18 protein-coding genes and 2 pseudogenes are annotated in these 16,755 nt (G+C 48.1%); 13 read left to right on the plus strand and 7 right to left on the minus strand.

Annotated features, from left to right (window positions below; translation table 11 throughout):
• Positions 1–20: 20 nt before the first annotated feature.
• On the plus strand, positions 21–269 hold the full coding sequence (locus C2E16_RS12095) for a CsbD family protein (RefSeq protein WP_038625689.1): 249 nt from the start codon (positions 21–23) through the stop codon (positions 267–269).
• A 707-nt stretch (positions 270–976) separates the two neighbouring features.
• Here C2E16_RS12095 and C2E16_RS12100 read toward each other — a convergent pair.
• Complete coding sequence (locus C2E16_RS12100; protein ID WP_052134012.1) at positions 977–1,552, minus strand: TetR/AcrR family transcriptional regulator; 576 nt, start codon at positions 1,550–1,552, stop codon at positions 977–979.
• 100 nt (positions 1,553–1,652) lie between these two features.
• Between C2E16_RS12100 and C2E16_RS12105 the strand changes: the two genes are divergently transcribed.
• Together C2E16_RS12105 and C2E16_RS12110 are read left to right on the plus strand one after the other, a co-directional pair.
• Positions 1,653–2,546, plus strand: a complete 894-nt coding sequence (locus tag C2E16_RS12105; protein ID WP_084970543.1) for an ABC transporter six-transmembrane domain-containing protein — start codon at positions 1,653–1,655, stop codon at positions 2,544–2,546.
• A 47-nt stretch (positions 2,547–2,593) separates the two neighbouring features.
• Complete coding sequence (locus C2E16_RS12110; RefSeq protein ID WP_084970542.1) at positions 2,594–5,704, plus strand: multidrug efflux RND transporter permease subunit; 3,111 nt, start codon at positions 2,594–2,596, stop codon at positions 5,702–5,704.
• A 568-nt stretch (positions 5,705–6,272) separates the two neighbouring features.
• Here C2E16_RS12110 and C2E16_RS12115 read toward each other — a convergent pair.
• Entirely contained in the window at positions 6,273–6,599 is a 327-nt protein-coding gene (locus C2E16_RS12115; RefSeq protein ID WP_084970541.1) for a DUF1493 family protein, read from the minus strand.
• Positions 6,596–6,781: pseudogene (locus C2E16_RS21425) on the minus strand (STM2901 family protein); the annotation flags it as partial. The pseudogene C2E16_RS21425 and the gene C2E16_RS12115, both read right to left, overlap by 4 nt.
• Positions 6,782–6,855: 74 nt before the next feature.
• Between C2E16_RS21425 and C2E16_RS12125 the strand changes: the two are divergent.
• Positions 6,856–7,002 carry a tail fiber assembly protein gene (locus tag C2E16_RS12125; protein WP_376749045.1) on the plus strand — a complete coding sequence of 49 codons (147 nt, stop codon included), beginning with the start codon at positions 6,856–6,858 and terminating at the stop codon, positions 7,000–7,002.
• A 45-nt stretch (positions 7,003–7,047) separates the two neighbouring features.
• Here C2E16_RS12125 and C2E16_RS12130 read toward each other — a convergent pair whose 3' ends face one another.
• Together C2E16_RS12130 and C2E16_RS12135 are read right to left on the minus strand one after the other, a co-directional pair.
• Positions 7,048–7,368, minus strand: coding sequence for a DUF1493 family protein (locus C2E16_RS12130; RefSeq protein WP_038625681.1), 321 nt, complete (start codon positions 7,366–7,368; stop codon positions 7,048–7,050).
• Between the two features lie 11 nt (positions 7,369–7,379).
• Complete coding sequence (locus tag C2E16_RS12135; protein WP_084970540.1) at positions 7,380–7,814, minus strand: STM2901 family protein; 435 nt, start codon at positions 7,812–7,814, stop codon at positions 7,380–7,382.
• Positions 7,815–7,976: 162 nt separating this feature from the next.
• Between C2E16_RS12135 and C2E16_RS12140 the strand changes: the two are divergent.
• A pseudogene (locus tag C2E16_RS12140) lies at positions 7,977–8,999 on the plus strand (phage integrase); the annotation flags it as partial.
• A gap of 225 nt (positions 9,000–9,224) precedes the next feature.
• On the opposite strand, the gene C2E16_RS12145 reads toward C2E16_RS12140, so the two are convergent.
• Positions 9,225–11,018, minus strand: coding sequence for an ATP-dependent nuclease (locus C2E16_RS12145; protein WP_084970539.1), 1,794 nt, complete (start codon positions 11,016–11,018; stop codon positions 9,225–9,227).
• 72 nt (positions 11,019–11,090) lie between these two features.
• Positions 11,091–11,933 carry a phage repressor protein CI gene (locus tag C2E16_RS12150; protein ID WP_084970538.1) on the minus strand — a complete coding sequence of 281 codons (843 nt, stop codon included), beginning with the start codon at positions 11,931–11,933 and terminating at the stop codon, positions 11,091–11,093.
• 114 nt (positions 11,934–12,047) lie between these two features.
• Between C2E16_RS12150 and C2E16_RS12155 the strand changes: the two genes are divergently transcribed.
• The 8 genes from C2E16_RS12155 to C2E16_RS12190 all read left to right on the plus strand — a co-directional run bounded on the left by C2E16_RS12155 (position 12,048) and on the right by C2E16_RS12190 (position 16,612).
• On the plus strand, positions 12,048–12,449 hold the full coding sequence (locus C2E16_RS12155) for a hypothetical protein (protein ID WP_084970537.1): 402 nt from the start codon (positions 12,048–12,050) through the stop codon (positions 12,447–12,449).
• Between the two features lie 31 nt (positions 12,450–12,480).
• Positions 12,481–12,990 (plus strand): phage regulatory CII family protein, encoded by a 510-nt coding sequence (locus tag C2E16_RS12160; protein WP_084970536.1) that lies wholly within the window; start codon positions 12,481–12,483, stop codon positions 12,988–12,990.
• Between the two features lie 7 nt (positions 12,991–12,997).
• A complete protein-coding gene (locus C2E16_RS12165; protein ID WP_084970535.1) occupies positions 12,998–13,192 on the plus strand; it encodes a phage filamentation protein Fil family protein in 195 nt (64 codons plus the stop codon).
• Between the two features lie 49 nt (positions 13,193–13,241).
• A complete protein-coding gene (locus C2E16_RS12170) occupies positions 13,242–13,568 on the plus strand; it encodes a hypothetical protein (protein WP_084970546.1) in 327 nt (108 codons plus the stop codon).
• A 69-nt stretch (positions 13,569–13,637) separates the two neighbouring features.
• Positions 13,638–13,865 (plus strand): DUF2732 family protein, encoded by a 228-nt coding sequence (locus C2E16_RS12175; RefSeq protein ID WP_084970534.1) that lies wholly within the window; start codon positions 13,638–13,640, stop codon positions 13,863–13,865.
• A complete protein-coding gene (locus C2E16_RS12180) occupies positions 13,865–14,089 on the plus strand; it encodes a TraR/DksA family transcriptional regulator (RefSeq protein WP_084970533.1) in 225 nt (74 codons plus the stop codon). The genes C2E16_RS12175 and C2E16_RS12180 overlap by 1 nt, the downstream gene beginning before the upstream one ends.
• A complete protein-coding gene (locus tag C2E16_RS12185; RefSeq protein WP_084970532.1) occupies positions 14,089–16,323 on the plus strand; it encodes a replication endonuclease in 2,235 nt (744 codons plus the stop codon). Before C2E16_RS12180 ends, C2E16_RS12185 begins: the two co-directional genes overlap by 1 nt.
• Positions 16,324–16,432: 109 nt before the next feature.
• Complete coding sequence (locus C2E16_RS12190) at positions 16,433–16,612, plus strand: hypothetical protein (protein ID WP_084970531.1); 180 nt, start codon at positions 16,433–16,435, stop codon at positions 16,610–16,612.
• The last annotated feature ends 143 nt before the right edge of the window (positions 16,613–16,755 follow it).

A 16,755-nucleotide genomic window follows, 5' to 3' on the forward strand; every position in this document is an offset into this window, starting at 1 on the left:
ATGCATAAAAGGAGAAAAAGATGCTAGGTAAAATCGAAGACAAAGTACGCGAAGGTACCGGTAAAGCGCAGGAAGCTTACGGTCGTGCAACCGACAGCTATAGCGATCAGGCGGAAGGCGCAGCGCGTAAATACGCCAGCCAGGCAAGCTACGCTGTGCGTGATGCCGCTGATACGGTGAGAAGCCAGGTTTCCTCTAATCCTCTTGGCGGGTTAGCGATTGCAGCCGCAGCCGGCGTTGTGCTGGGTTACCTGTTAGGCCGCAAATAACAGACTTTAAGGCCGGCAGAGAACTGTCGGCCTGATTACTCTTGCAGAAGGGCATTCTTGCGTGTAATTTCCATAGATGAGAGTCTAAACGCTATAGTATTTTTAAGATAGCGCCGTTTTTAATCTTTCGCGTCCTTCACTATGTCAGGCACTTTAATAATCCCCCGTCAGTTAATCGCTTCTCCCCCAGTCAAAATAGGTCTATAGCTATATAGCATCACATTATTAAGTGTACATAGCTGAGATTGCAAAGTTCTACAGCTTCAATGGCATTCATAATGTTTATTTTACCCCCCTTTACTAAAGGCTTTAAATTCAAGATCGTCATGGCTCATGTGGATTTCTATTGATCAACGGCCTAAGAAAAATTTTTTTCAATAGAGGATCTGCTTTTAATGGTTACAAGGCTTATTATTGCATATTTTTAAATTCAACAACTTACCGAGGTTTTCGGATCGCGTTCGGACAAATATCGGTACCGATATTTTACAGGCATGCCTGAAGCGATCCGGGAAAGTTTCTATGACGGTTAAACAGTATGGTATCCCCTTCTGAAAGCTATCGTTTCAGTCGCGGAGGTTCTGGCATCCCTGCCTGCGCTATTCAATGCGTACAGGTTTTTCTCTGCTTCTCTGTTTGCTTTTATTACATATGGGGCCCTGTTAAATCCTGCATTAAAGTTATCTGATAAGACGAATTCCCGGTTATTACTCAGCAAGACCCACAAGCTGATTAACCAGATACCTCAAATCCTCTTTCGCCTCCTGGAAGCCTGACGCAGTAGGCTTAACGCTAAGTAGATCTGCATACCCGTTCACAGTAGCACCTATCATACGGGCGACACGCGCAACGTTGACTTGCCGGTAAAGCCCCTGACTAATGCCAGCCGCAATGATGCTTTCTAAAAGCCTAATCCACCTGTCCATATTATTTATTGCCAAATCTGCATAAGCCTGATCGTGCTGGGCCTGCGTCCAGACTGAATTGTACAGTTGCCAGTCAGCATCATGGGTTGAAGGCAAACTGGTAATAAAAGCATCAAGCGCGGCATCAGGTGTAAAACCAGCGATAGCGTCTTTGAAAGCATTAAGATCGGCCAGCATGAAACGCTCAGCTGCCTCCAGCCTGAGCGAACCCCAGTCGCGAAAATAGTGATAGATATGACTGCGTGAAATGCCGAGGTGCTCGGTAAGTTCCCGAGTGGTCACTTTATCAATGCCTTTTTCAATAAAAAGCGCTATCGCCCCGTCCAGGATTTGTACCCGAAGGTTATCGGCCGACATATTTTTCCTCATTTTCCTGCGTTGACTTTGAGCAACTGCTCAAATAGACTCACTTCGATCTTGAGCAACCGCTCAAGCATACTATAAACAGAAGTTAAACATGCATATATTCAAAACGCCAGCGGTACCTGTGCCTGCCCACAGCGCTCTTCAGACTCTGAAAATGTTGGGCTATCGGCATCGTAAAAAACTGCTGCTCACTTTCTTGCTGGTCATTGCTGAGAACGTAATGTATCTGTCCTACCCGCTTCTGGCGGGGTTTGCCATCAATGCCATTATGTCGGGGCAGGCGCTGCACGCTGTGTTATACGCCGGCATGGTGTTTACCATGTGGGCCATCGGCGCAGCGCGCCGCAGCGTAGATACCCGCACTTTTGCCCGTATCTACGCCGAACTGGCGGTGCCGGTGATCCTGACTCAGCGCAGCGAAAATCATGGCGCATCAACCATTGCGGCGCGCGTAACGCTGTCGCGCGAATTTGTGGATTTTTTTGAGAAGCATCTGCCGGTACTTATTACTTCTATGGCATCCATTACGGGTGCCGCCGTGATGCTGCTGGCGATTGAATTCTGGACCGGCATAGCCTGTATCGCAATACTCGTTTTTTTTGGCTGTTTTCTGCCCGGCTTCACACGTAAAAACGAAGCGCTGTTTGTACGTGTGAATAACCGACTGGAAAAAGAAGTGAGCTTTGTCAGCACTGCCAGAGCACCTTCGCTGGCAAAGCATTACGGCGTGCTGGCCGGTCTGCGCATCCGGCTTTCCGATCGTGAAGCAATGGGTTATCTGGCAATTGGTTCAGTAACCGCGCTGCTGTTCGCCATGACCATTATATATATGACACTAAACAGCGTCCGCGATGCCGGCCATATTTATTCGGTCATGACTTATATGTGGATGTTTGCCATGAGCCTGGATGACGGCCCGCAGCTGCTGGAAAAATACTCTCAGCTCAAAGACATCGGTCGCCGCGTCAACACCGGGCAAATCTGAGCATAACGCACTTATTACCTCTTCCCGTTTCACCACCGGACATTCCGATGCCGCAATTCTTTATCGAAAGGCCTGTTTTTGCCTGGGTTATAGCTCTGTTTATCGTACTGGCAGGCGTCATTGCCATTCCGCAGTTGCCTGTGGCGCAATATCCCTCGGTAGCCCCGCCGAGCGTCAGCATCACGGTGACCTACCCCGGCGCCACGCCAGAAACCATGAATGATTCGGTAATCTCACTGATCGAGAGAGAAATCTCCGGCGTTGACGGCATACTCTACTTTGGGTCTTCAAGTGATACGTCAGGCACTGCCAGCATCACAGTTACCTTTAAACCCGGAACGGACATCAAGCTCGCTCAGGTTGATGTGCAGAACAAAATTAAGGTAGTTGAATCCCGGCTACCGCAAACTGTACGTCAGAATGGTCTGGAGGTGGAGGCGGCCAACTCTGGCTTTTTGATGATCGTCGGGCTACGTTCACCCACCGCTCAGTACACGGAACAGGATCTGAGCGACTACTTTGCGCGTAACGTTTCAGAGGAGTTGAAGCGCGTTCCGGGCGTCGGCAAAGTTCAGCTGTTCGGCGCTGAGAAAGCGATGCGCGTGTGGCTGGATCCGATTAAATTGTTTAACTATAAACTCTCGGTCAGTGACGTCACCGCAGCGCTGAGCCAGCAGAATGCACAAGTCTCACCGGGCAGAATTGGCGATGAACCGACGCAGCCCGGACAACGCGTCACTTATCCGCTTACGGTGCGCGGGCAGCTCAGTTCCGTGGAAGATTTCCGCAATATTACGCTGAAGGCGTTGAATAATGGTTCGCGCGTTCGGCTGGCTGATGTCGCGCGCGTGGAGCAAGGTCTGCAAAGCTATGCATTCGCTATTCGCGAAAACGGACATGCTGCCACCGCCGCGGCGATCCAATTGGTACCAGGCGCCAATGCCGTCAGCACCGCTCAGGGCGTGCGTTCACGGCTGAACGAACTTTCAGCTGTGCTGCCGCAGGGTATGTCCTTCTCGGTGCCGTTTGATACCGCGCCGTTTGTGAAGCTGTCAATTGAAAAGGTAATACATACCTTTATTGAAGCCATGGTATTGGTATTCCTGGTAATGTTGCTGTTCCTGCAGAATTTGCGCTACACCTTTATTCCGGCAATTGTCGCGCCGGTGGCGCTGCTCGGCACATTTACTGTGATGCTGATCGGCGGTTCTTCCATCAATGTGCTGACGATGTTTGGCATGGTACTGGCTATCGGCATCATTGTTGACGATGCGATTGTGGTGGTGGAGAGCGTCGAGCGCCTGATGGCGGAAAAAGGCCTTTCGCCGAAAGAGGCCACGCGAGAAGCAATGCGCGAGATCACGCCGGCGATCATCGGCATCACGCTGGTACTTACCGCCGTGTTTATTCCGATGGGATTCGCCGCTGGCTCGGTTGGGATCATCTATCGTCAGTTCACGATTTCAATGGCCGTTTCTATTTTATTTTCGGCTTTCCTTGCGCTGACCATGACACCCGCGCTGTGTGCTTCGCTGTTGAAGCCGATTGAGCAGCACGGTGAGAAAAAGAAAGGCTTTGCGGGCTGGTTTAACCGCCGTTTCAGTGCCCTGACGAACCGCTATGAGCGAGGGCTGCATGCCACGCTGCGGCGTAGTGGCCGTGTTATGCTGATTTATGCCGTACTGTGTGCGGTAATGTTTATGGCCTACTCTGCACTGCCTTCATCTTTCCTACCCGACGAAGACCAGGGCTACTTTATGACATCGGTCCAACTGCCGTCAGATGCCACGCAGGAAAGAACACGTCATGTGGTCGATCGGCTTGAAAAAGCAATCATGGCAAGACCCGGCATTGACAATAATATCTCCATTTTTGGTTTTGGTTTTTCCGGCTCCGGTTCGAACACCGCGATGACCTTTACCACGCTGAAAGACTGGGGCGAGCGGCAGGGCGCGACTGCTGACGGGGAAGCAGAACGAGTGCAGAGGGAAATGAGTAACGACCCCGCCGCCATAGTGATGAGCCTGATGCCGCCTGCCATCTCCGATATGGGGACTTCATCGGGTTTTGAACTCTATCTTGAAGACCGTGCCGGCTACGGCTATACCGCATTATTGCAGGCAGCCTCGACGCTGACGGAGAAAGCCAACAACAGTAGCGCGGTCAATGACGTCTACATTGAGGGTTTGCCTGCGGGCGTAAGCGCTAGTATTGAGGTCGACAGGGAAAAAGCGCAGGCGATGGGCGTTAGCTTTGATGAGATTAATCAAATGCTGTCAGCCTCGATTGGCTCGAATTACATCAATGACTATGTGGATAACGGACGTGTACAACAGGTTATTGTGCAGGCGGATTCCGCTTACCGTATGCAGCTGGCGGATTTGCTCAAACTCTACGTCAGGAATGTGTCAGGCGAGATGGTTCCGCTGTCGGCTTTTGTTACGACGAACTGGATCCAGTCGCCGCAGCAGCTCAATCGTTATCAGGGCTACCCGGCAATTAAAATCACCGGCAGTACCGCCGCCGGTTACTCCAGCGGAGCAGCGATGGCTGAAATGGACAAGCTTGCGGCTTCTCTTCCAACAGGCTATTTCGTAGAGTGGACTGGCGCTTCGCTACAGGAACGCAGCTCAGCGGCTCAGATGCCGCTGCTGATAGCCTTATCCGTTCTCGTTGTTTTTCTGGTGCTTGCCGCGCTGTATGAGAGCTGGTCAGTACCGCTTTCAGTGATACTTGTCGTTCCGCTGGGCATGGCTGGCGCGCTGCTGGCGGTATTTATCGCAGGTATGTCCAACGATGTTTTTTTCAAGGTCGGTATGATCACGCTAATCGGGCTTTCGACCAAAAACGCCATCTTGATTGTAGAGTTTGCCCGACAGCTTTATGCGCAGGGTAAACCGCTGCTCGAGGCAACGAAGGAAGCGGCCCGATTACGTCTGCGGCCAATCATCATGACGTCATTGGCTTTTACGCTTGGCGTGGTTCCACTGATGCTGGCGAACGGTGCCAGTAAGAGTACCCAGAATGCGATTGGCACAGGTGTTTTTGGCGGAATGATCAGCGGCACGCTGTTGGCAATCTTCTTCGTGCCGGTATTTTTTGTCATTATTACTTCCGCTGTTCAAAGGCTTAGCAACTCGCTAAAAAAGGTTAAATAAGGCTCGATCGGTTAGCCTCAGGCATTCCTGAGGCTAAGGAAAGATTGCGGAGCAGCTATCAGCATCCTTAACAGGGTGTAGCTTAGCTGTCACTGGCTTTCTACATCTTGCATGCAGGCTGCTATGGCCGCTTTTCACTAATAGCGGACAAGAAACGTCTCAATGTAACTGACGGCAATGAGTAGTTAAAAGCAAATATCAGTAGCCTTAAAGCCTCGCGCCAAAAATCGGCAAGCGGGAGACAGAGATTAAAGTTTAAAAAACCCTGGCGGATTAAAGTGCGCCCGACTTCGGCCAGATTGAATGCGTGTTTTTATCCCGGCGATAAGCATACCAACATGCCGCCGATTTTTTTCCTGTTCCAGCTTGAGGCTCTCTCCCTGATTACTGAGCCGAAACTGCGCTTTACCAATGTGTCACTCCCTGTCCTCGACGCTCCCAAATCCCTTAGAGAAATACATTATCGAAGCCCTTTATGCAAAGAGCCTCTGTAATGTCTGATGTGATATAAGTGCGGGCATAAAAAAGGCAGAACATGGCCGCCTTAATTTCGTCTGTCTTTATTCAGTTAGTCATATAGCCATCGGCCTGCTTTGGCTGATTCAGCCAGCATTCTTACGGTGAACCGGGCTGGTTGGGAGCGATCCGTTTTTAGTTTCTCAGGAAGCAAAAAATTGGGTAAAAAAGGAATGCCAACACGGGGATAATATTTAAACCAGTTAATATCAGAACAGTCCACAGCAAAACGCTCAGAAAACCGTTCCATCATGTTAAACACATCTTCAAAAACGGTCATTGAACGACCCGATGTTAAACTGTCGTCTATACCGAGTTCATGCGCACTCAGCTCTTGCCTGACAAACTGCAAAATTTCATTTTCTTTATCATCATTCATACCCGATGCTCCGGTTTAACGATGAGATTAAAGCGCCATATGCTGTTCCGGGTGATCATAATCACATCATATGCAGTGATAATTACGCCTAACCACGGCAACCACCGCCCGATCAAACCGCCCAGGCTATTTGTTTTAGCCCACTGCCCGTTTAACATCGTTTTCCAGGTTGGTGATTTCCACGTTGATTGATTACGTCCGAACAGCCGAGGATGACATAGCTGAGGCAGAAGCTAAAAAGGCAGAGTTACGCCTGATGGCTGACTCTAAAATTGCCCCACTTCATGACGCCGTTTCGCTCGGGATTGCCACGGATGAAGAAACAGCCAGCTATGACAACTGGAGAAAATTTCGTGTGCTTCTTAATCGCGTTGATACAGCGATAGCCCCTGATATCAACTAGCCTGCAGCGCCAACCGTGTGAGTTTGTTAATGCCTTTTTAAATGGTCATTTGCGGTTATAAAGCCAGCGTCCTGCCTCAGCAGAAGCTATCAACATACTGACCGTCAGCGGCTCCGGCTGATGATGGTCAGTTTTTAAATAAGCCGGCAATAGTACATTAGGAAGAAAACGGATCCCGGCATTAGGAAAATAGCAGCGGAAATTAAATCCCGTCATATCCACTTCACACTGTTCTACGTAATCCTCAAAAAAATCGAGTGCATCTTCCGGTAACACCGTTTTTTTACCAGTGCTTAACGATGCCTCATCAGGCATATCCCAAAAATGTTTCTTCAAAAGCGCCCGCACACGTTCTGCTTTATCCATTTTAAATTTTCCTATCCTACGATCAGCCTGTAACGGTGTATGACATTCCGGGTTATCATTGCCAAATCATACGCAGTCAGAACCGCCCCTATCCAGGGCAACCAGCGGCCAATATAAGCGCCAACACTTGTGGTGTAGGCCCATTCTCCCCTAAGCATTTTTGCCCAGGTAATAGTCCTTCTTCCCTTTTTAAATCGCTGCCGAATCAGGGTTCTGCTTGCCAGTGATAACGGGCTTGTCCCTTTTGTCGCCGTGCCAGCACCCAATTTACCGCTGACAGGAATAACCGGCAGGCTGACCAGCATAGAGGCAACAGCCAGTATATCGATCGCATCACTAAACTGTTTTCGGAACTCATCCAGGATAAGCCAGTAAAGAAGCTCCTCTTTATCAACATTCATCCCGTCAAAAAAATATTTCCCGCTAAGTTGATCTGTCGTATCCATAACTTATCCCTGTTTTTGCAAAGAAATTCATCCTAACGCTGCTGTATTTCGCTGTCCAGATTTAGCCTGGCAATAAATTTTACTGAATGATTGCCTCCAGCTGCCCGGTCACAGACCAGTAAACCGCAACCGCATGCATCCCCTGCCCTGAGCTGACAATCTGAGCGCACCCATAAGTGGCAATGCGACTTCTACCTCAACGGCCGCGGCAGCAAGCGCGTACGCAAAACCTTCACTACACGCGGTGAAGCGATAGCTTATGAAAAGTTCACGCTATCTGAGGTAGAAGATAAGCCCTGGATGGGCGGTAAAGAAGATAACCGGCTGCTTAGTGAGTTGATTGACCTTTGGTATAAGCTGCACGGCTGTTCGTTGAATGACAAAAAAGGCCGTCTGGGAAAGCTGGGCATCATCTGCCGGGGACTTGGCGATCCGGTTGCGCGAACCCTAACCGCTAAAGACTGGGCGCATTACCGTGACCGCCGCTTACGTGGTGAAATCGAGAATGGCTATAAGACCAGCGCCAAGTCGCTAAAGGTATCGATCGGTACGGTTAACTGTGAGCATGCCTTTTTGCGTGCGGTCTTTAATGAGCTGGAACGGCTGGGTGAGGTTAACTACCCTAACCCGCTTAAAAATGTCTGTGAGTTTGATGTACCAGAAAAAGAAATGGCCTGACTCACCGACGAACAAACCACACGATTGATGCGTGCCTGTTATGGTCATGCAAACTCCGATCTTACCCTTATCGTTAAAATCTGCCTTAGCACCGGCTGCCGCTGGAATGAGGCGGCCAGTCTGCGCGCTTCACAACTCTCACCAAATAAAATCACCTTTGTTAAAACCAAAGGGAAAAAGAACCGCACGGTTCCCATCGATAAAGAGTTATATGAAGAGCTGTTAGCGCGTGAAGGCAAGCCTTTTGAGGAGTGCTACCGACAGTTTTACCGGGTATTAAAAATAGCAAAAATAGAATTGCCTGAAGGCCAGATGAGCCATGTATTGCGCCATACCTTTGCCAGTCACTTTATGATGGGCGGCGGAAATATTCTGGTGCTGCAGCGAATTCTCGGCCACTCAGATATCAGAGTTACTATGCGTTATGCGCATTTCGCGCCAGACCATCTGGAAGATGCCATTTATTTAAACCCGCTGCAGAAAATAAAAATCGTGTCCACAAACTGACTACAAGGGGTCAACAGAGGGGGGTATCGGGTAGAACAGGGGCAAGGATAAGTGACTGATTTTAATGTAAATTACTGTTTTTAAAATACAAACAAAAAAAGACCGAATACGTTTTCCGGCCTTTAAAATCAATAAGTTAAATCATACAGTGGCGACAAAATGTCTAAGACTAACTAATCTTATTTTTTATGGTACAAGCAAATAAGCAAGCTATTCGATCTCGGTTTATTGAGAAAAAGTAATGAGCGTTTGGGCAAACTTTTCAAAATCCTGACACATATTTTCTTTTGAAAAGCTATTAAGTATATCATCTCTAGTTACACCAAACTTTCTTTTAACGCAATGCTCACCCTTTGTTAAAATTTCTTTCCCTCTTGCATCTCTAAATGTCATACTTATATCTGATTCAGAAACATTATCAGGCAATGCGATATGGTGAAATGATGAGAAATAATCCTTTATTTCCTGCTCATTCTTACCAGTACTTATTATAAGAGCATTCAAATCTAATAGATAATTTTCAATATGCCTTCTTCTCCATTTTAAAGCCGTGAAGTTTTCATCATCATAATTAACTGTTTTATCCCTTAAATTAATATCTACTGAACCATCAGATTCATCATCGCGATCACGAATACTCAAAGCCTTGAGTCCACTTATTTCAACTTTCAATTGATTGTAAAGTTGAAATCTTTCAGAAACCTTACCGGTCCAAACCCATACTACTATATTCTCTGGCCAAACCATGTCTAACTTCTCAAATACTTTTTTCAAAAACCTTTCATCACTTACACCTTCAACAATCAGCAGCCTTTTATTTTCAGTTAGTTTATGAATCTTAGGCGTGAAAATTGTTCCAATGCCACTCAGTATTGATATCTTATCTTCATCAGCTGATAAATATTTACCTTTAGCCCTATTGAGAGATAGAATCTTATAGGGAGGATAGGCACGAATTAATTCTGTTGAGTGAGTTGCTAAAATCACTTGCTTATTAAGGCTCTCGCTTATTAACTCCAATCTTTCCGTTAGATTATTCTGAAGTTGTGTGTGCAAATGCGCATCAGGCTCATCTAAAAGTATAACGTTAAACTCACCAGATAAGGCAAGTGTATATACACTCAGCCACTGAAGGAAGCCGCTACCCTCAACCATCAAATCTCTTGCATTATAATTTTTATGTTTTGTAAATACATAACCTTTTACTGTCCCCCTAACACACTCAACTCTTAAAAAACTATGATATTGTTCATTGAAAGGTATTATTTCTATCTTTGTCCCAAAGAGATCCATCATGGTTTTTTGCAAAATTTCCCAACTATCAGTACTCCTAAAAAGTGCTAATTCTTTACCAGATATTTTACTTTTGTTGCCTTTTAAAAGCGCTCTTTTTCGTGAGCTAGCTAAATGAATATCATATAATGAGTTCCTAATAACCCCTCCGGACAATCCCTGGCCTATCAGTCTATTCCTCATTGCTGGACTCAATCTTGTTTCTCTATCGGTAATGCCAGCAAAAGGGGGAAGATAAGCTATATTAGGGATGTTGTCATTTATAGGTTCTCCTTTCTCATTCACTACATCTACTATTGCTAGGTTTGTTGAGGTTGTTTTTATAAAAAGTCGATCATTAGCAAGCGACAAACCAATTTCAAGATATTTCTCCACACCTTCGCTTATATCCCAAAAAACTTTTATCTTAAGAGTGTAGCCATCTGCTTCTGTCTGTTTTTGCGATTTTAAGTTCGTCCATAAATGGTTTAGAGAGGGAATATACATAGGAGTAAAATCAACAAGACCGAGCCCTAACCCTTGATTTCTCGCCGTTGAGGTCCAGCTTAAGCGACCTTTTTCTATTTCGAGCAAACTTTTACAAAACTGCCATGTAGCTAGAGCCTGCAGGAAGCTTGATTTACCAGAGTTGTTGCCCCCCACTAGCAGGGTCAGACCATTTTTCAAATTTATCGTAGAGTCTTTATATTGTTTAAACTTTTTTAATTCAATTTTCTTTATAAACATATGCTACTCCGTAGAAGTAACTTGACCTGCATTTTCGCCATTAAGCAGTGAAAATGCTTATCAGATAAAGGTTTAAAAATTATAATCAACAGTCAGTATAACTTTTGCCAAGCATTCAACTTCATCAATTTTACAAGTGAAACTTGTCATTTCATTAGACACGTTGATTATCCGACCAGGCGATAATGCGATATCATAAACATCATATTTTTCGTCAATTCCCAGCAACCAACGACCATTGCTTATATCAGACAAATTCATATCAACAAACCAACTCTTGGTATTGCCATATATAAATAAAGGTTGCACTATTTTTTGAGGCATAAAATTTAAATCAATTATCAAATATCCAGCATCTTGTAAAATTCCTGCTGCTAAATTTTTGCGTGGAATCATTGTGTCAGTGTTAATTTCTGCTCTACCGTCCCGTTGATTTCCTTTTCCCGTCGCCAGCCACTGCAACGATACGCCGGTATCAAGCGCACAAGTCACCACTATATCGCCAGGGAAGTAATTTCTGCGCACCCAAGTGCTTACCGTACCGGATGAAATACCCAGCAGCTCACAAAGTTGTTTTTGTAGCGTAAAGCCGTAGGCGTCCATGATGCGGCGTAGAACCGGCTTGCCACCGTTTGAAGTGATCTCGTTGTAGAGCGCTTCGCCTTTCGGGATAGACGGAGAAGTGTCTAAATTTGCATTTGCAAGTTTACCACTTGTGAGCCAGTGGAGGTCACTACCAGTATCTAATGCACATTTTACAAAAGCGCTGCCAGGAACACTGTCACGCTGCACCCAATTGCTGACATTGGCAGCAGGCACACCAAGGCATTCAGCCAAAGCTTTTTGAGTCGTGACCCCATAGGCAGACGACAGACGCTCGACGATTTCTAACGCCGTTCCTTCGCTAAAATCCATACCCCACCAAATAAATAAACATTTGTTGTTTACTAAACGACATTTGATGATCTAGGATGTATCACACCACATGAAACACCGTAGAACAAAACGACCCGAAGGAGATACTGCTTTATGCATACTGAAAATGCAAACAGTGGAAACGCTTTTGACTTACTCCAGTCACCAGAACTGATTGCCAATCTTGCTACAGCACTGATGCCCGCGCTTAGTGCCGCGGTCAACACCGCCGTTGAAAAAGCGCTGGCACTCAATACCTCCGCCACCATGTCTAAAGAAGATTTCGCCGCCGCGAACGGCATTAGCAAGTCCGTATTAGAGAAATGGATTGCTAATGGCGTCGTGCTTCTCGCCCCTACTCCAACCAGTACCGTTAAACGCACAATCGAATGCAAAAAGACCGGCCAGACTCGTACTGATGTAATGGAAAAGCACGGCAATGCGCTGGTAAACGTCGCTGCATGGCGTGAAAAAAATCTGCAGCACGCTATCAATTGTCGCTACATCAAACGCTAACTTGATTTTGCAAGTTTCAAGGATTCGAATCATGTTTGATTATCAGGTCTCTAAACACCCTCACCTCGATAACGCCTGCCGACAGTTTGCACAGAACCATAACCTGAGTCAGCTGGCTGGCAAAATAGAGATGAAGCCGCAGGTATTGCGTAACAAGCTGAATCCCGATCAGCCGCACCAGTTAACGCTAACTGAGGTCTTGCAGCTTACCGATATCACTGAAGACTCGACGCTGGTCGATGGCCTGCTGGCACAGCTTCATTGTTTGCCTTCAGTACCAGTGAACGAACTGGCAGCGGAAAAGCTGGCGTCTTATGTGATGAATGCAACAGCTGCTGTTGGTCAGGTTGCTGCCGGCGCGGTATCAACCGAGCGTATGACGCAGTCACGCAAAAATGCTTTCGTCGATAGTGTGAATTCAGGTATTCGCTGCCTGACACTGGCGGCAATGGCCGTTCATGCTCGTATCCATACTAACCCGACGATGGCTTCTACGCTCGATGCTGTAAGCGGTCTCGGCGCTTCTATCGGTCTGAGCTGAGGTAACTATGCCCTTTTCAGTCGCACCACTTTTGAAGCGTCAGAGCCAATTGCCAGCGCACGGGCATGGCTGGATTACAGATAAGAACGGTAAACGCTGGCATCCATGTCACGGTCAACAGCAACTATTGAATGAACTGACAACCCGGCCTCAAAGCGTTATCGAACGCATGAAAGTTTTTATCGGAGGTTTCTGTGAGTAATGCAGCCCTCGCTGTACCACAAAAACACGCAACGGCACCTTTTACCGAAATTCGTCTGGTGCATGCGCGCGTGGATAAAGTCGAAAGAATGACATTTGACGAGTTTCGGAAAACGTGGCGGCAGCTACTAAAGAACAACAGCAATCCGGCACTGAACTATTTCAACCGACAAAACGAAGAATTCAAGTTTTGCGTAATGACCCTGGCGAACCGTGATGCGCCCGGCTCATTCAAGGTAGATGAAGTCGGTAAACCGTTTGAATATTTTGACGAAAGCCGCCGCGAACTGATCATCGTGGCAATGAACAAAATGGCGCGCTGGGGCCGAATCCTGCCACGTCAGTTTTCTATAGCAGACAGCTTTTTAGCTGAATAAATAACCCATTCGAAATTAATGGCGTAAACCCGCCGGGCATTCTTTTGCCTGAAATCTGGAGATAGATAAATGCGAAATATTGAAACCCATAAATATAACGAAGATGTGGAAACCATAACGGCGTTATTGAACAACGCACGTATGGATGAGCGTAAAGGCCGCGCACAGGTTGTTTCTGAACGCCTGGCTGAACTGGCTACGCATATCAACCAACAGGGACTGAATGGTGTTGAAGCCGCTGAGCTGATCCGCCGCGAAGCCGAGCGTTACGACAACGAATCACGGGAGCTGCACTAATGGCTGACACTATGGATCTGGTACAGCAGCGCACTGAAGAAATGCTGGCGCGCAATATCGCCGCTGTTATCCGCCGACCGGTACAGGTCAGCGCATTTTTTTGTGATGACTGTGATGCCGAAATACCGGCAGCACGACGCCAGGCCATAACGGGTGTTATCCGTTGTGTTACATGTCAGGAAGTGGCTGAACTTAAAAGCCGCCATTATCACGGCGGCCTCTGATGCATCAGGAATACGCCTACCCGTGGAACGCGCCACGGGAGGCCATCGCCAGTCCATACCCCACCTATGAAGAAATCCGCCGCCGCGATCAGCTGATCGCGGCGCTGCTGCACGCGCAGGATCTACTGGAAAAACAGCCCGTGCTGGTACAGCTTGATGTTAAACGTCGCGTCAGTGAACTGGAGAAAACTTACGGTACAGCTCGTGCCAATGCGTACTTAGCAAAAACCTTCGTTGAGCGCACATTGCCACGCGTTGAAAAAGTTAACGCGCAATATCGTCTCGGCGATATGAACACAGGAACCTTTACCCTACTAACCAGCAACGCCGAAGAGTATAAAGGCGCGGCGGTTGCTGCCGGCATACTATGGGAGCTGATGCGCCGTTTTAACCGGCTACCTGATATGGCCCGTGCCGATGTTGATCTGCTGGCCGGAGATATCGCCAGTTTTATTCTGGCGGAAATGGCGCAGGCGCACGGTCAGGTCGGCGGCGAATCAGATTACAAATATACCCATCGCATTTATATGACTGCCGCGGCTATTACCCGTGAATTGGGCCAGACACCGCCGCTTTGGGATAAAGTTACCTCCCGCCTGTTTTCCCCAGAAGACGTTGCCCCGGCCATCATGCGGATGCAAAACGAAAAGTGGTGGAAAGGACGTCTGCGCCGTGTTGCTGCCTCATGGCGTGAACATCTGCAGATCGCCCTGGCGAACGTCAGCAAAAAGCACACCCCCTATGCCAGTTCAATGACCATTATAGAATGGCGGGAACAGAAGCGTCGTACCCGCGAGTTTCTCAAGGGCATGGAGCTGGAAGACGAGGAAGGAAACCGCATCAGCCTGATTGAAAAATATGATGGCAGCGTTGCTAATCCGGCGATCCGCCGCTGCGAGTTGATGACCCGTATTCGCGGCTTTGAAAATATCTGCAACGAAATGGGCTTTGTCGGGGAGTTTTATACGCTGACTGCACCGGCCCGCTATCACGCCACGATTAAAACCGGCCACCGCAACCGTAAGTGGAACGGCGCCAGTCCGGCCGATACGCAGCGTTATCTCTGCAGCGTGTGGCAAAAGATCCGCGCCAAACTTCATCGTGAAGATATTCGTATTTTTGGCATCCGAGTGGCTGAGCCGCATCATGATGCCACGCCGCACTGGCATATGCTGATGTTTATGCGCCCGAAAGATGTGGATCAGGTGCGTCAGGTAATGCGCGATTACGCATATCAGCAGGACGGCGACGAGCTGACCACGGAAAAGGCCTGTAAGGCCCGCTTCCATGCTGAAGCGATCGATCCGGAGAAAGGCAGCGCGACAGGATACGTTGCGAAGTACATCTCTAAAAACATCGACGGGTACGCGCTGAACGGCGAGCTGGATGATGAAAGCGGTAAAGAACTGAAAGAAACCGCCTCCGCTGTTTCTGCCTGGGCGGCCCGTTGGCACATTCGTCAGTTCCAGTTTGTGGGCGGCGCGCCGGTAACAGTTTACCGCGAGCTGCGCCGCATGGCCGACAGCGAAACCGCCCACGGCCTGAGCGTGGAATTTGCTGCCGCGCATGATGCCGCCGACGCCGGCGACTGGGCTGCCTATGTCAACGCTCAGGGCGGCCCGTTTGTACGTCGTGACGAGCTGGCCGTGCGTACCTGGTATCAGGCAGGTGATGAATGTAATGAATACGGTGAGGAGACAGTACGTATCAAAGGCGTTTACGCCGCATCTGTGGGTGACGATACGCCAATCCTGACGCGTCTGGCGCAGTGGGAGATCGTGCCGAAGCGCGCCGTTAATTTGGGTTTTGAACTTAGGGACGCGCCCGCGTCCCCTCGGAGTTCTGTCAATAACTGTACGGAGCCTAAACCACATTCTGCTAACGGCGAATCAGTTATTGATTTCGCAACCCCACCCAGCCGGGCAGAACGCCGCCGGTTATTGAACCGATTACGTGAAAATACCCCACCTCCTGTTCGCAGAACGGCACCGCCGCCAGGTAATCACGTCAAAGCACGAGAAGAACTTAAAGAAATAGTATTCGACGTTAATCGTGTATGGCTGACGGAGGGAGAAGTTACGCGAATGATGGCCGGTCATGCGATCAGAATCGGTAGCCGCGCTTACTGGAGCGATGCGACAGGTCGTCTGCGCTACGAGCGTAGCGCTAAATCTTCACCGCTTGAGCGCTTTAATTTGCTGGCTCTGAAGCATCGCAACAGCCTGAATGTATAAGAAATCGCCAGTCGGAATACTCTGAGCCATACGATTCTTTACGACCCGCGCTCATCATGATACTGTTTATACATACAGTACTCATTACAGGTAAGGAGCTAACAGGCTGATGGACATAGATAAAATTAGCGAGACAGTCGCACGTATTCAATTTATAGCCGATGTGTCATTGGTAGCGCACTGTGAAGAAAACGAACTGAAAATGGCTCTATCAATGGTCAGCGACATGGCAAGAACGATTGATACATCCAGCCTGGAAGACCTGATTTTCTATCCTGCAAAACAATAATAAACATTACTTCCCTCCTTTTTAGCCACCTTTCGCCGGTGGCTTTTTTTCGTTGCAATAAAACGCATGCCGCTGCGTGAATTCGCATGATCCACAGAGGATCGCTAAGCCCCTGCCCCGCCAGTACTGGCGCGCTTTGGCTG

This window comes from Mixta calida (assembly GCF_002953215.1).
Lineage (GTDB): Bacteria > Pseudomonadota > Gammaproteobacteria > Enterobacterales > Enterobacteriaceae > Mixta > Mixta calida.